Here is a 15,821-nt window from a genome sequence, read left to right as displayed (position 1 = left end):
GTATTTTCAGTCGCTTAAAACTACGGTTGGGCATCAAAAAATGATCGTACAGTACTTTTTACAAGAGACTGAAATTATTAATTAAGCAATTTTACGAGATTAATTGCTTAACTGATACTTTATGAAACTAACTCCTACTATTATAGCAGCAACAAATTTTTCTGCTATTGCAAATAATGCAGTTACTTATGCGGCCGGACTTGCAAAAAGCGCAAATGCCAAACTTATTCTTTTTAACTCTTTTACGTTAAGTGTTCATAGTGCCAATTCGCACATTACCGCCGACGGCCTGCAAAAGCAGCTCGATCAGGCTACCGAGAAGCTTAATGCTTTAGGAAAAGAGCTTTCGGCTCTTTTTGATATCGAGGTAAGCTGTTTTTGCAGTTATTCTTTTTTAGAAGATGAACTGGCTCTGTTAATTGATGAAAACAAAGCAGAACTTGTCGTTATGGGAATGGCAGAACGCTCTTTTGAGCAGGAACTGCTAGGTAATTCAACTACATCTGTGATCAAGAATTTACATACGCCGGTATTGGCTGTTCCTTTGAATGCACGCTTTCAAAACATAAAAAAAATACTTTATGCCTGCGATACTTTAAGCTTCTCTTCTATAAAAAGATTTAGCTGGTTAAGAGACATGGTAGGGAACATTGGAGCGGAGGTAGAATTTTTTAGTGTAAACGAAAAATTAGACGATTTAAAAGAGCAACAAGACCGATTATTATTGAATTCTACACTCGATGAAGAGTTTCAAGGGGTCAAATATATCTATAAAACGGTAAAATCGAATGCAGTCATCAATGAGATAAAGAAGGAAATTAACAATTATAATGCAGATATCTTAGTAATGGTGCCTCAAAAATACGGTTTTTGGGATTCTTTGGTACATAAAAGCAAAACTAGAATAATGGCTGCAGGTTTAAGCGTTCCATTGTTGTCTTTTCCAAATTTCTGACGTTATTTTGCAGTATCTTTTTTATTATAAAAAAAATACCGAAAAAAAGAAAACAAAATAACAAAAACAAAAACAATGAAGGCAACAATTACAGCTATAGGTGGCTTCGTACCAAGTTCTATACTTAGTAATGAGATGATTTCAAGAATGGTTGATACAACCGGAGAATGGATAGAAAAAAGAACCGGAATAAAGGAACGAAGAATAGCTACTGATGAAAATCTGTCAACTTCGGATCTTGCAAGTGCAGCAATTGAAAACTTATTAGAGAAATATGAAGTAGATCGTTTAGAAATAGATGGTTTAGTATTAGCAACAGCAACACCAGATCATCTTTTAACGCCTACAGCGAGTAAAGTATGTCAAAAAAACGGATTTGCAAATGCGTTTGGTGTTGATTTAAACGGTGCCTGCAGCGGATTTTTATATGCGTTGGAAATGGCTACCACAATGATCGAAAGCGGACGTTACAAAAAGATTATTGTAGTAGGAGCAGACACCATGAGCTCTATTGTAGATTATGAAGACAGAAATACCTGTATTCTTTTTGGCGACGGAGCAGGAGCAGTTCTTTTAGAGAAAACAGAATCAGAATATGGAGTGATGAGAAGTATCCTGCGAACTGACGGCAGCGGTACATCTGCGCTTTTAGTTCCTGCCGGAGGTTCTAAAGTGCCATCCAGCATGCAAAGCATTTTGCACAGAGAGCATTTTATCAAACAAGAAGGTTCATTTGTATTCAAAAAAGCAGTTGAATCTATGACAAGTGTTTCTCAGGATGCTTTGGTGAGTAATGGTTTAACTGTTGAAGATGTTGACTGGGTTGTGCCACATCAGGCCAATCTTAGAATTATCAAGTCGGTAAGTGAACATTTGAATATTGGTATTGAAAAAGTAAAAGTAAATATCGAGAAATACGGTAATACAACATCAGCAACAATTCCGTTATGTTTATGGGATTTTGCAGCTGATTTCAAAGAAGGCCAAAACGTATTGGTGACTACTTTTGGAGCGGGATTTTCATGGGGAGCGACTTGTATAAAATGGGGCGTGATGCGTGAACTTAGAACTGTAAAAGAAGATAAAAACAACAATTTATTAGAGCATGATCTGATGTATCAATAGAAAAAGCAATTTTTGCTATGATCTTCTTAACCCGCCAACTGTTATTATAGTAGCCTATGGATTCAAATGTGCCAAATAAAACTGCTGGTAAGAATTTCTTCTATAAGTATTATAGAATTATAGTGATACCGGTTGTTTTTTTACTCTATCTCTCCTCGTATTATTTTTTGAATCCTTATCAGGATTTTGAACAGAATACTTTGTTAGTTTTAGACTGGACAGTTGATATCTTTATCATTTTAATGTATTGCGCAGTACTTACAGAGTTAAGTCTTTTTGTAGGGCGCAGTCTGAACCATTGGATTAGTTGGGATCAAAAGCCTATTTTCAGGGCCTTTGCACAGTTTGTCTGCCTTATTGTAGGGAATATTCTTTTGAATTATTTCTTTTCATGGTTATGGCATTTTTTTTATTCCTGGACACCACTAAAAGAGAGTGAACTGGTACAAATATGGCAGTCAAATTTAATGGCTGCTATATTGTCTCTTTTTATAAGTTTTATTCACACCAGTATATTTTTGCTGAACCGATGGCGTGTTACTTCTGAAGAAGCTGCTGAGTTAAAAATTCAGGCTTCTCAGCTGCAGCAAGCTGTAATGCGCTCTGAATTGGATTCTTTAAAATTACAGCTTGATCCGCATTTTGTCTTTAATAATTTCAGTACCCTTACAGAATTAATTCATGAAGACCAGCAATCAGCGGCTTCATTTCTGGAGAATATTACGCGGGTTTATCGGTACATGATTTCAAATCTCGATAAAGATACCATTACGGTAAGAGAGGAAATAGAATTTTTGAACGCTTATTTTTATCTTCTAAAAAAGCGTCTTGGTCAAAAGGTAGAACTAAAACTGCAAATCGATATGAGCTGTTTAGATTTGCATTTGCCGCCCCTGACATTACAATTACTTGTCGAAAATGCCGTAAAACATAATAGTGCAACATTGGCAAATCCGCTTATTATTGCTATTTATTCAGATGTTGGAGACCTTGTGGTACGCAATAATTTACAGCAGACATCAGGTAAAAGTTTTGTGTCTACAGGAGTTGGTAATAAAAATATCGAGTTTCGTTATAAGATTTTATTTGACAGAATGCCTGTTTTTTCAGAGTCTAATGGTTTTTATTGTGTACGTCTGCCCTTAATATAATAGTATGAGAATTTTAATTGTAGAAGATGAAAGTATCAATGCCAACCGTCTTAAAAGACTTTTGGAAGAATTGGAACCTGATTGCGAAATTTTAGGAATAATAGATACTGTTCATGAAACAGTAAAATGGCTGAATACCAATGAAATGCCTGATTTGATTACGATGGATATCAGGCTTGCAGATGGTATTAGCTTTTCGATTTTTGAAGAAGCAAAAATCAGCTGTCCCGTAATTTTTACAACTGCTTATGATGAATATGCAGTACGCGCGTTTAAGGTAAACAGTATCGATTACCTGATGAAGCCAATCGAAAAAAACGAACTGCAACAGGCACTTAACAAGTTTAAGTCTTTATCAAAAGCTAAAAATAATACCGATGATATTGCCGGAATCTTAAAAGGATTCATGAATAAACCTTCTTTCAGATTGCGTTTTTTAGTGACCTATCGTGATGGTTATAAAAGTGTTGATGTTGCCGATATTGATTTTGTGTATTCAGAATTTAAAACTTCGCACCTTTTTCTAAAAAACGAAACGATAATTCCAATTCCCCAAACCATGGAAGAACTCGAAGAAGAACTGGATCCCGATGTTTTTTTTCGTGCCAACAGGCAATTTTTTATTCGTGCCGAAAGCATCAAATCAATTGCGAATTATTTTAATGCCAAACTCAAAATTCAACTGAGGGCAGATCCGGAGCGCGAGGTTATCATAAGCAGAGAAAAAGCCCCGTTTTTTAAACAATGGATGGATCGTTAAAATCTTGTTAAGAAATTCATTTTAGAAGACCTAACCTACTATTGGGTTCGGTTAATCGCTGTTTGGGTAAGACTTCCCTGTATTTGCGTTGACTCTCGTTTTAATTTTGTTGCAATATCATTTCTGACCTCATTTTATTTTAAGGCCGGATAGCTCAAAATTATATGACATATTCCTTTAAGACATTTTTAAAATTTAAAGACTGCCTGCAATTTATTGCGCTTTGGGTGGCTGCTTTCTTTTTCTATGTCTTTATCAGCTATAGCATAATCGATGATTCTTATTTTTTAAATCAGGGGTTCAGTACAACTGATTTTTTTATATCAGAACTTACCAGAGCGTTATCAATAGGAATATTTATGGGGATTGTTTTTTTTCTTTTGAAGGAATATGTTTATCCTCGTTTTTTTCATAATTATGGTATTCTGGTTGCGAGTTTACTGCAAAGTCTTCTGTTTATAATGGTCTGCTATATTGGGTTTATAATTGTTCTTGAACTTAGTAAAGTGAACTACATTAGAATCAATAATTTAATTGCACTGCGGTTTAATGCAAAGTGGCTGACCTGCTTTACCATTTATTGCCTGATCGTTCACCTTTTTATTACATTATTGCTGGCTTTTCGTCAAAGGTTAGGCAGCAATTACTGTAAAAGTCTGCTGCACGGTAATTATATGACACCAGTAGTAGAGTATAGGATTTTTATGTTCCTCGACATGTATCCTTCGAGAACAAGTGCTGAAGTTAAACATCATCATTACAGTCAATTATTACAGGAATGTTTTGCAGATTTATCCGAGATACTTCTTGGATATAATGCAGAAGTTTATCAGTATGCCGGTGATGGGGTAATCCTTACCTGGAAAGTAAAACAAGGATTTAAAAGACAGCAATGTATCGAACTCTCTGAGGTTTTTGCTGTTCGTTTATTACAAAAAAAAGATTTTTATCAGAATCAATTTGGTTTAGTACCAAGGTTTAAGGCAGTCCTTAATGAGGGTCTTGTAACTGTTGCCGAAATAGGACAAATAAAAACGGAAATTGCCTATCATGGAGATGTTTTAAGTACAACAGCCCGCGTTCGAGACTTGTGCAGTGATTGTGATGAAAATCTCCTGATTACGCAATCCTTTTTTGAGCAATTAACAATTGCTGAACAAGATGATTTTACCACCATCGAAACAACTGTTTTGCGAGGCAAAAAGAAAGCTGTGGTTATCTACAAATCCAACGGCTAAAAAATAGAATACTACTTCTCAAAGCGACGTAACGGCACTGTTTTTCTCAGTTGTGCTATTGTTCGTTTCAGTCTCAAAATAATACGTTTGGGTAAACTTCCACAGATTAAAAGCACTTTTGGGTTGTTATTTTGCCCTCAAATTCGATGTATTCATTAAAATGAAATAAAATGACAAAACAGTTTTTCCAGAATAATAAAACACTCAGCAACATGGTAGTTTTATTGATTATCATTAGTTTTTCTTCATGTGGCAAAGGCGGACCGGGTGCTGAGGGTTTTGCACCACCAAAACCGGAAGTAGATTTTTTTCAGGCCCAGACCATTACGGGTGAAGTAGAAAAAAAATATCCGGGCATTATTGAAGGTACCGTAAACGTTGACATAAAACCTCAGGTGTCAGGATATCTTGAAGCTATTTATGTAAAAGAAGGTGATTATGTAAACAAAGGCCAATCGTTGTTTAAAATCAAGGCAGATGTTTTTAAAGAGCAGGTAAACAATAGCCATGCAGCTTACAAAAATGCTTTGGCCAATCTTGCAAATGCCAAATTGGAGATTGAAAAAATCAAACCGCTTGTTGAGGCAAAAGTATATTCAGACATGCAGTTAAAAACAGCACAGGCCAATTATGAAGCCGCATCTGCACAGGCAGCGCAGGCAAAAGCCGCATTGGGATCCTCACAGCTTAATGCTGATTTCTCCTTGATAAAAGCGCCTGTAAGCGGTTATATCAGCAGGATTCCTAATCGTGTTGGTAATCTGGTTACGCCAACGGATGCTGTTCCGCTAACGATTCTTTCTGAGATCAATACCGTTTTTGTTTATTTCTCTTTAAGCGAAGCAGATTATCTTGAATTTTCTAAAGATGCAAAATCAAATCAAACCGTTAGTTTAATTCTGGCTGATGGCAGTGTATATGAGCATAAAGGAAAACTGGAAGTAGCCAGTGGTAATATCGACCGTACGACAGGAAGTATTGCTTTAAAAGCCGTTTTCTCCAACCCGAAAAAGCAGTTACGTTCAGGAGGTTCTGCCCGCGTAGTGCTTAACAGCAATTTGACTTCGGTAATTACAGTTCCAATGGCCAGTGTAAAAGATATTCAGGATAAATTCTTTGTTTATGTTCTAAAACAAGGCAACAAAATAGGGATGGTTCCTATTGAAATTGCCGGCAGTGCAGGTACAGATTATTTTGTAAAAAGCGGTATAAAACCGGGTGATAAGATTGCATTAAACGGTATCGATTTACTTTATGATGGTGTCGAAGTAGTGCCAAAAGCAGCGGCGAAACCGCAAAGCAACAAATAAATTTTTGTTTTTAATATAAATAACATTTTCCATGTTAAAGAAAATAATAGACAGGCCTGTATTGGCTACAGTTATCTCCATTGTATTGGTGATATTAGGTATCATAGGTCTTACAAGATTATCGGTAACCAGGTTTCCTGATATTTCGCCGCCAACCGTAATGGTAAGCGGTTCGTATCCCGGAGGAAATAGTGAAACCGTTATACGTTCTGTGGTAACACCGCTTGAAGAACAAATTAACGGGGTAGAGAACATGCAGTACATCAAATCTACTGCCAGTAATGACGGATCTTTTTCGATCAGCGTCATTTTTAAACAAGGTGTTGATCCTGATCAGGCTGCTGTAAACGTACAAAACAGAGTACAGCAGGCAACGCCAAAATTGCCGCAGGAAGTAATCAGAATGGGACTTACCACCTCAAAGCAGCAAAATAGTATGATTGTTATTTTCAACCTTTATACAGACGATAATAAAAAATACGATGAGCTGTTCCTTCAGAATTATGCCAACATCAATCTGGTGCCGCAAATAAAACGTGTTCCGGGTGTGGGACAAGTACAAATTTTTGGACAGAAAGATTATGCCATGCGCGTTTGGCTTGACCCGCGAAAAATGGCCAATGCAGGTTTAGTACCTTCAGATGTTACCCGTGCCATTGCAGATCAAAGTTTAGAATCAGCTCCGGGAAAACTGGGAGAAGAATCAAAAGCAGCTTTAGAATACGTTATCCGATATAAAGGAAAGAAAAACAAACCCGAGCAATATGAAAACATTGTCGTTAAAACGGATGGCAATAATATCCTAAGGCTTAAAGATGTAGCGCGTGTAGAATTTGGTTCAATCTCTTACAGTGGTGACAACAAATCGAACTCTAAAAATGCCGTTACAATGGCGATCTTACAAACATCAGGCTCAAATGCCAATGATATCGAGATCGGAATCAATAAGGAAGTCGAAAGATTATCAAAATCTTTTCCTCCCGGTATTAAGTATGTGAATGTAATGAGTACCAAAGAAAGACTGGATGAAGCTACAGGTCAGGTCAAATCTACCTTGTTAGAAGCTTTTATTTTGGTTTTTATAGTAGTTTTTATATTCCTTCAGGACATTCGTTCTACTATTATTCCGGCCATTGCGGTTCCGGTAGCGATTGTAGGAACCTTTTTCTTCCTGTTGGTATTTGGTTTTACCATCAACATTCTGACGCTTTTTGCTTTGGTTCTGGCCATTGGTATTGTTGTCGATGATGCGATTGTAGTGGTCGAAGCCGTTCACAGTAAAATGGAAGAAGATTCCAGCCTTTCTGCCAAAGAAGCGACACATAGTGCAATGGCAGAGATTACAGGAGCCGTTGTTTCGATCACCCTGGTCATGTCGGCAGTATTTATCCCAATTGGTTTCATGACCGGATCATCAGGGATTTTCTACAAGCAATTTGCTTATACACTGGCAATTGCCATTATTATTTCGGCCGTAAATGCATTAACGCTTACTCCGGCCTTATGTGCCCTTTTATTAAAAAACAGCCATAACGGCAAACACGAAGGAGAGGAGCATAAAAACGGATTTAAAGAACGCTTTTTTGTCGGATTCAATTCAGGTTTCAACAACCTAACGGGTAAATATATCAAAGGAGTTCGTTTTCTTATAGGCAGAAAATGGCTTGCTGGAGGATTAGTTTTGGGAATAAGCGCCATCGCTATTGTGATGATGATGGGCACTCCAAAAAGTTTTGTACCAATGGAAGATGATGGTTTTATGCTTTATAGTTTATCAATGCCTCCGGGTACAGCTTTAGATCGTACTACAGAAGTGGTTCAAAGAATGGAAAAAGAACTTGAAACTATTGAAGCGATTGATGTCAATACCAGTATTACAGGTTTTAATATTTTGAGTAATAGTGCCAGTACTGCTTACGGATTAGGATTTATAAAACTAAAACCTAAAAAAGACAGAGGAGCAGTTAAAGACATCGAAGAAATTATGAATATGGTCAACGGCAAATTGTCTGTCATAAAAGAAGGTCAGATAATGGTGTTAAGAATGCCGCCTGTAGAAGGATTTGGTGTAACCAGTGGTGCTGAGATAGTACTTCAGGACAGAACAGCACGTGATCCCGCTACCTTAAAAGCAATGGCTGATAAAGTAATTGGGCAGATCATGCAACAACCCGGAGTACAATATGCGTATACTACTTTCAGGGCAGATTATCCGCAGCTTGAACTTGAAGTTGATGAAGAAAAGGCAAGTCAAATGGGCGTTAATATTCGTGAAATGTTAGGAAATATCCAGACTTATTTTGCCGGAGATCAATCGGCAGATTTTTCAAGATTTGGAAAATTCTACAGAGTAAATGTCAAAGCCGACGGTGTTTTTAGAACAGATCAGGAAGCGTTCAACGAAATATTTGTTCGAAATGCGAAAATGGAAATGGTGCCTGTAAAATCGCTTGTAAAATTGCGTAAAGTTTACGGCCCGGAATCGGTAAACCGTTATAACCTTTATAATTCGGTGAATATTACAGCTGTGGCATTACCGGGATTCAGTAACGGACAAATTATGGGTAATCTTGAAACGGTTCTCGATAAATTACCATCTGATTACAGTTACGAATGGACAGGATTGAGCCTTGAGGAAAAAGCCGGAGGAAACCAAACCATTGCCATTTTTGGATTGTGTCTGTTGTTTGTTTTCTTTTTACTGGCCGCCCAATACGAAAGTTACTTATTGCCGCTTGCCGTATTGCTTTCGATTCCAACAGGAATTCTGGGTGCTTTTGCAGGAGTAAAAGCAGTAGGACTTGATAATAATATTTATGTGCAGGTGGGATTAATCATGCTGGTCGGGCTTTTGGCCAAAAATGCGATTCTTATTGTTGAATTTGCCCTTCAGAGACGTTACGCAGGCTTGTCTATAGCCGAAGCAGCGATAGAAGGGGCAAGGTCGAGATTAAGGCCTATTATCATGACATCCCTGGCTTTTATTGTAGGTATGATTCCGCTGATGTTTGCCTCTGGAGGTACCGCAGTTGGAAACAGGTCTATCAGTGTAAGTGCTGCTATAGGAATGTTTAGCGGAGTGGTTTTGGGAGTTTTTGTAATTCCGTTACTTTTTATCCTCTTCCAATATTTACAAGAAAAAGTATCCGGTAAAAAGATTGTAATTCAACCTATAAAAGAATAAGAATGAGAGTACTATTTAAAATTGGAGTTTCTTTATTTACAGGTGTTTTGCTGACATCATGTGTGGTAGGGAAAGAATATGCTCGCACAGATTTAAAAGCACCTGACCACTATCGTGAAGAAGTCACAGTAACCGGAGATACGGTTTTGCATCCCTGGAAAAGTTATTATAAAGATCCGTTACTGGTGGATTTGATCGAAAAAGCCCTCGTTAAAAATAACGAGGTGCTGATCGCCATGAAAAGTATGGAGCAGCTTGATCTTACTTACAAACAGGCAAAATTATCTTTGCTGCCAACCCTTGATTTTGATGCCGGAGCGAGCCGTAGTTATCAGTCTAAAAACTCGCTTAACGGTTCGTTGAGCGCACAATTTATTGGTAAAGATTATATGGACGATTATAGCGCCAATCTTCGTTTATCATGGGAAGCTGATATATGGGGAAAAGCGGCGATGCAAAAAAGAGACGCAAAAGCAGGTTATTTTGCACAAAAAGAAAATCTGTCTGCTCTGAAAACCAGAATCATAGTTCAGGTTGCCCAGTCTTATTATAACCTTTTAGGATTAGACGAGCAGCTTAAAATTGCCCGAAAAAATATTGATCTGAGTAATAATTCTCTGGGTATGATGCAATTGCAGTACAATTCAGGCCTGATAAGTTCATTGGCACTTTATCAGACTGAAGCCCAAAAGAAAACAGCGGAATTGTTGGTTCCTTTAGCAAAGGCAAATATAGCGGTACAGGAAAATGCACTGCAAATTTTGTGTGGTGAATATCCTAATAGTATTGCACGAACCGGAAATCTTGATGTAGCAGAATTTGCTGTTGCTTTGCCATCAGGAATTCCCGTATCACTTTTAAGCCGAAGACCAGATGTCAAGGCCGCCGAATACGCCGTTATGTCTGCCAATGCTAAAACAGGTCTTGCAAAAGCAACGATGTATCCAACACTAAGTTTGAGTCCGTCAATTGGAGTGAATTCTTTTGAGTTTGATACCTGGTTTAATTTTCCGGGTTCAGTAACCAAAACGATAGCCGCAAATCTGGCCCAGCCTATCTTTAAGAAACGTGCTTTAAGAACTGCTTATGAAATTGCAGTTTTAGAACAGGAAAAAGCTGTTGTTCAGTTCAAACAATCTTTTATTGTAGCTGTGGGAGAAGTTTCAGATGCCATGTCAAGATTAAAAAATGCTGACGAACGTATCGGACTTGCTACAGAAAAAGCAGTTTCGTTAGATAAAGCAACAAGTGATGCTAACTTGCTTTATAAAAGCGGAATGGTGACTTATCTGGATGTTATTGTAGCACAAAATGGTGCTTTGCAAAATGATCTGGATGTGGTAACCATAAAACTGGAAAAACTAAATGCAGCCATAAATCTATATCGTGCTTTAGGCGGCGGAGTAGAATAAGCATTATTATTATTATTATTTATTTTAAAGAATCCATCATTTCTATTGTGCTTCAATAGGTGATGGATTTTTTTATTGGTAAAGTAAATCCGTTTTTAATAGTGTATTCACATAACATCAAAATGATAAAATCGTATCATTTTGATAGTACTCATGAATGCCGGTAAAGAGCTCTTTTTATAGTAAGTTGTTTATATACAAGTGTTAAGGTGATATTGTTATTGTAGTGCAAGTGGCTGGTCTGTAATTTGCTTACAGGATTTTGTATTTCTAATCAATTAAAGATTAAACAGTAATAATAAAATAAGAAATACACTAAATCAAATATGAAAACCCAACAACGCACTATAGATTTTGCAGGCAAAGATTTTTTATTGTCTGAGCCATTTTCAACTAAAACAACTTTACCAATCAACAAACAAATGCCTGAAGAGCGGCCGGATTTTACGATCGGGGTCACAAATGAGAACCATATTCTTTGGGTAAAAGAAATTTGCAATGTAACATTAGCCTCTGCTTTGGCACGCGGAACCGGTATTTCCGGGCGTTCTCCGGAAATGCTTGCAGAAAAAATTAAAAAGGGAGAAGCCATCATTGCTTTTGCTACAGACGGTCAATGGGCCGGATTTTCTTTTATTTCTTCCTGGGATAATGGTCAGTATGTGTCTAATTCTGGTTTGATCGTAGCGCCTCAATTCAGACATACCGGTCTTGCAAAAAGAATTAAAAGAAGAATTTTTGAATTGAGCCGTCAAAAATATCCTGATGCAAAGATATTCAGCCTGACCACCGGGCTGGCAGTAATGAAAATGAACCACGAATTGGGTTTTGAGCCAGTGACATATTCAGAGTTAACTACTGATGATGTTTTCTGGGAAAACTGCAAATCCTGTATCAATTGTCCCATATTAATGAGTAAAGAAAGAAAAAACTGTTTGTGTACTGCAATGATTTTTACTCCTGAACAGAATGTATCTCAAATTTAACTACGGTAAGGGCATTTACCAATGCTAACTTTTAACACGCCATTTAGTAATGAAATTTTGCAAGGCCAGAACGATACAAGTTCCAGCAACAAAAGGAAAGGTCAGTGGGGTAAGTTCATAGGTATTCATAACAAACTGAACAATAATAGACAAAGCAACTGCAATAAACATCCAGATACCGCTTTCTTTGTTACCCGCGAAAACTATAGCGCAAAGTACAGCATTATAACTAAATAAACCTGCCATAATTCCTTCCGGAGGAGCATTGTATAAAGCAGATAAAACTCCTGCTACGAGTGAAGCAACCAAGGCAGAAAGTGCCTGTACAGGCGAAGAAATAAATATTCCTATAAAGAATGCAATACCCGCAAAAAGACTTCCCTGAAAAATAACTTGTCCAAAACCTTTAAAAGCAAATGCAAGATCCTGGGAAACTGCTGTAATGGTATCTAAAGATGCAGGTGATGCGACCGGATATATATATTTAAAAAGATAAAGAAAAAACCAGGTAACGATAATAAAAGGCAATGTAAATACAGGTATTTTTTTGACAATAAACCAATGTTGTATGGTAGCTGCCAATGCGGCGCCAATTATGACAGCCAGTCCCGTAACCCAAACAGCATCAAAATAAAAAGTAAGTGCAACGCCCACTAAAGCCGCACTAAATCCATAAATTCCTTTTGCAATTTCGGTTTGATTATATCGTAAAATTTTAGCGGTAATGGTACCACATACTGCAGCTACCAGAGCAGCAAAACCCATTGTAAAAGAACCATAACAAATACCAGCCAGAAAAAAGAAACCCGTATAAGCGTTTTCCTGAAGCATGATTTGCCCTAAACCTTTTAGTACCATCACAACAAATGGAAAACGTTGTGCTATTAGCCTTTCCTGTTTTTCGAATAATGTAATTTTCATATTCATAAATAGGGGAGTGATTTTTTTTAATACATCTTTGGTAATAAAATCAACATAATTATGGGCTTGTACTTTATCAATATAAATTGCACAGCTGTAATGCTATGAGCAATTTCTGCTATGCGAATGTATAGGGAATGAGCGATTTTCTTTCTTTACTTTTGGAAAGCTATAATAGTAAAGGTTTAAAAATTAGATTTTTCCGGTTTTAATAAAGATACTATTATTTCTTTCTCAGAAGACAATTTAATGAACCTGATGAAATAAACTTATAAAATATAGCAGATAATCAATTCTTTCAGGTCATATCCTTTTTAGCGAAGCTCTTTTAAAACCGAAATAACTTCAACAATCTCATGATGCAAAATAGCTATTCGATCCAGAGTTTCAGCACTAAATTGACCAAGGATCGCTTCTTTTTCGATAATAGAAACATAATTGCTAAGATCCTTTAGCATGAAGATATCAAGGCTGGATTTCATGTTATGCGAAAGCCTTCTGACAGTATCAATATCATTTTTATGAATTGCTTCTCCCAATAGTGTTATTTCATGAGGAATTTTTTCTAAAAAAAGATCGATCATATCTTGTCTAAAACCCAGATCGCCAAAGGAAACCTCTTCTAAAAAAGAAAGATCAATTTTCCTTTTTAATACACTCGAAGTATTTTTGCTTACAGCCAGTTTTATAGCTTCTAAAAGCGCTTCCTGCTTAAAAGGTTTTGGTACATAAGCATTCATCCCTTCATTATAGCAGCGTTCCTGTTCCCCAACAAGAGAGTGCGCTGTCATGGCAATAATAGGAATGTTAAGATTCATTTTATTCCTGATGTGCTGCGTCGTTTGGTAACCATCCTTAACAGGCATCTGAAGATCCATCAGGATCAGATCATAGTTGTTTTTTGATAAAAGGTCGATTCCTATTTCGCCATTCTCCGCAATATCCAATTCAAAACCAAATTTGTGAATAACGTTTTTTACCAGTTTCTGATTTAGAAAATTGTCTTCGCAAAGCAGTATTTTTAGTTTTCCCAGATTATAGTCTGATAACGGCAGCTGCACCGTTTCAACATAATCCGCTTTTTTATAAGTAAGCACAAAGAAAAATTCAGAACCGCGTCCTTGTTTGCTTTTTACGTGAATTTCACCATTTTGCAATTCAATTAATTGCTTTACAATATTAAGACCAAGACCTGTGCCTCCAAATCTTCTGGTAGTACTTTCTTCTGCCTGCGTAAATCGTTCAAAAATATGTTCAAGTTTTTTCTCCGGAATTCCTATGCCCGTATCTTTTATGGTGAATTTAAGGGAATAATTATCGGCTGTTTCCTGCATATTTTTTACAGAAACCGTTACTTCACCTTCTTCGGTAAATTTAAGGGCATTCCCAATCAGATTCACCAGTATTTGATTCAGTCTTCCCTGATCGCCAATCACGATTTCAGGCATTTCGGCATCCAGAAAGAGATTAAATTCAACCGCTTCAGGCACTTTTACCTTTAGTAAATCATAAATATGTTTGAGTGTGTTTTTTAAATGGAACGGCTGTGCATCAATAGTTAAATTTCCCGATTCGATTTTCGAAAGGTCAAGAATATCATTAACGATCAAAAGCAGGTTTTCCTGTGCAATTTGCATGCTGTCAACGCAATCCCGCTGAACAGCATCGAGATTTGTCTGCGCGAGAAGATCTGTAAAGCCCATTATTGCATTAAGAGGCGTTCTGATTTCATGACTCATATTCGCTAAAAAATTATCTTTTGCTAATACGGCGCGCTGCACAATTTTTTTCTGGGCAGCCAGTTCAAGATTTTTTGTTCTTAATTCCAATTGATTGATAACATGTTTTGCCACAATCGAAAGCACATTGATCTGACTTTTATTTAGCTCTTTAGAAACATGGTCAATAGCACAAATAGTCCCAATATTGTAGCCGTCGGGCGTAGTAAGAGGAATCCCGGCATAGAATCTGACCTTGAGTCCGCCAACAACATTTGGGTCGTCTTTGAAGCGTTCGTTTAAATAGGTATCGCTAATTTCAACCATTTTAGAATCTAAAATTGTATAGCGGCAGAAAGTAATTTCACGAGGCACTTCAGTCGCTCCGATTCCAATTTCAGATTTAAACCACTGCCTTGTCTCATCTATAAAGGATATATGTGCAATAGGAACATCACAGATATAAGCAACAAGTTTTGTCGCGTCATCAAAAGCATGTTCAGGAAGTGTGTCAAGTATGTTGTAGCGTTTTAATGCTGCCAGACGTTCTGACTCATTAGCAGGTAAGATATTTTCGGGATTACTCATTCTTTGGGGGGTAAAATACAAAAATAGAAATAATATTGAAATTTTATTAAAATCCGCGATGAAATGGTTTTTAAAAGCGACAACTTAATACCTTCCTGTCTTTCAAAAAGTGGTTTGAGATTATTTTTAATGATAACATAATCTGTAATTTGACTGAATATTCCAGTAATTTTTAACAGGATCTTAAATTGCTGTTTTTCAGATTGGCAGGAAGGTTTAATCTGTTTTTTTTCTTTTTTATAATTGTTGCGATTGGTTCTTTTAACGATTTAATTGCTCTGTTTTTTATACTTTTTGAAAAAAGTTAAGAAGTGAAAAAAACAAATATGAGTTGATTTTTATAGATTTGTAAAATCTGAATGTTTCCAAAATCAGTTGAAAAACAATTATAAAATTTAAAGACAATGAAATCTGTTACTTCAATATTTTTATTTTTAATGTTTGTCTGTTCAAGTTCACATGCACAATTGAGT

At 36.7% G+C, this 15,821-nt stretch carries 11 protein-coding genes; 9 read left to right on the top strand and 2 right to left on the bottom strand.

The window, feature by feature from the left end:
- Positions 1–121 precede the first annotated feature (121 nt).
- From B0A67_RS07075 to B0A67_RS07035, 9 genes are all read left to right on the top strand, one after another.
- Positions 122–955 (top strand): universal stress protein, encoded by an 834-nt coding sequence (locus B0A67_RS07075; protein ID WP_072953825.1) that lies wholly within the window; start codon positions 122–124, stop codon positions 953–955.
- A gap of 75 nt (positions 956–1,030) precedes the next feature.
- Positions 1,031–2,080, top strand: coding sequence for a 3-oxoacyl-ACP synthase III family protein (locus B0A67_RS07070; protein WP_072953823.1), 1,050 nt, complete (start codon positions 1,031–1,033; stop codon positions 2,078–2,080).
- Positions 2,081–2,136: 56 nt separating this feature from the next.
- Positions 2,137–3,231: a sensor histidine kinase gene (locus tag B0A67_RS07065; RefSeq protein WP_072953821.1), complete on the top strand. Its 1,095-nt coding sequence runs from the start codon at positions 2,137–2,139 to the stop codon at positions 3,229–3,231.
- Positions 3,232–3,235: 4 nt separating this feature from the next.
- Positions 3,236–3,991, top strand: a complete 756-nt coding sequence (locus tag B0A67_RS07060) for a LytR/AlgR family response regulator transcription factor (RefSeq protein ID WP_072953818.1) — start codon at positions 3,236–3,238, stop codon at positions 3,989–3,991.
- A gap of 164 nt (positions 3,992–4,155) precedes the next feature.
- Positions 4,156–5,229, top strand: a complete 1,074-nt coding sequence (locus B0A67_RS07055) for an adenylate/guanylate cyclase domain-containing protein (RefSeq protein ID WP_072953817.1) — start codon at positions 4,156–4,158, stop codon at positions 5,227–5,229.
- Positions 5,230–5,399: 170 nt separating this feature from the next.
- Positions 5,400–6,539, top strand: coding sequence for an efflux RND transporter periplasmic adaptor subunit (locus B0A67_RS07050; RefSeq protein ID WP_072953815.1), 1,140 nt, complete (start codon positions 5,400–5,402; stop codon positions 6,537–6,539).
- A gap of 31 nt (positions 6,540–6,570) precedes the next feature.
- Positions 6,571–9,723, top strand: a complete 3,153-nt coding sequence (locus B0A67_RS07045) for an efflux RND transporter permease subunit (protein WP_072953813.1) — start codon at positions 6,571–6,573, stop codon at positions 9,721–9,723.
- 2 nt (positions 9,724–9,725) lie between these two features.
- Positions 9,726–11,135 carry an efflux transporter outer membrane subunit gene (locus tag B0A67_RS07040; RefSeq protein WP_072953811.1) on the top strand — a complete coding sequence of 470 codons (1,410 nt, stop codon included), beginning with the start codon at positions 9,726–9,728 and terminating at the stop codon, positions 11,133–11,135.
- A 326-nt stretch (positions 11,136–11,461) separates the two neighbouring features.
- Complete coding sequence (locus B0A67_RS07035) at positions 11,462–12,121, top strand: N-acetyltransferase (protein WP_072953802.1); 660 nt, start codon at positions 11,462–11,464, stop codon at positions 12,119–12,121.
- 24 nt (positions 12,122–12,145) lie between these two features.
- On the opposite strand, the gene B0A67_RS07030 is transcribed toward B0A67_RS07035, so the two are convergent.
- Both B0A67_RS07030 and B0A67_RS07025 read right to left on the bottom strand, forming a co-directional pair.
- Positions 12,146–13,048 (bottom strand): urea transporter, encoded by a 903-nt coding sequence (locus B0A67_RS07030; protein ID WP_242670939.1) that lies wholly within the window; start codon positions 13,046–13,048, stop codon positions 12,146–12,148.
- Positions 13,049–13,356: 308 nt separating this feature from the next.
- Complete coding sequence (locus tag B0A67_RS07025) at positions 13,357–15,348, bottom strand: ATP-binding protein (protein WP_072953800.1); 1,992 nt, start codon at positions 15,346–15,348, stop codon at positions 13,357–13,359.
- Positions 15,349–15,821 lie beyond the last annotated feature (473 nt).

This window comes from Flavobacterium aquidurense, from assembly GCF_002217195.1.
Taxonomy (GTDB): Bacteria; Bacteroidota; Bacteroidia; order Flavobacteriales; family Flavobacteriaceae; genus Flavobacterium; species Flavobacterium frigidimaris.
The sequence above is the reverse complement of the archived record's forward strand: the minus strand, read 5'-3'. Positions and strand labels throughout refer to the sequence as shown.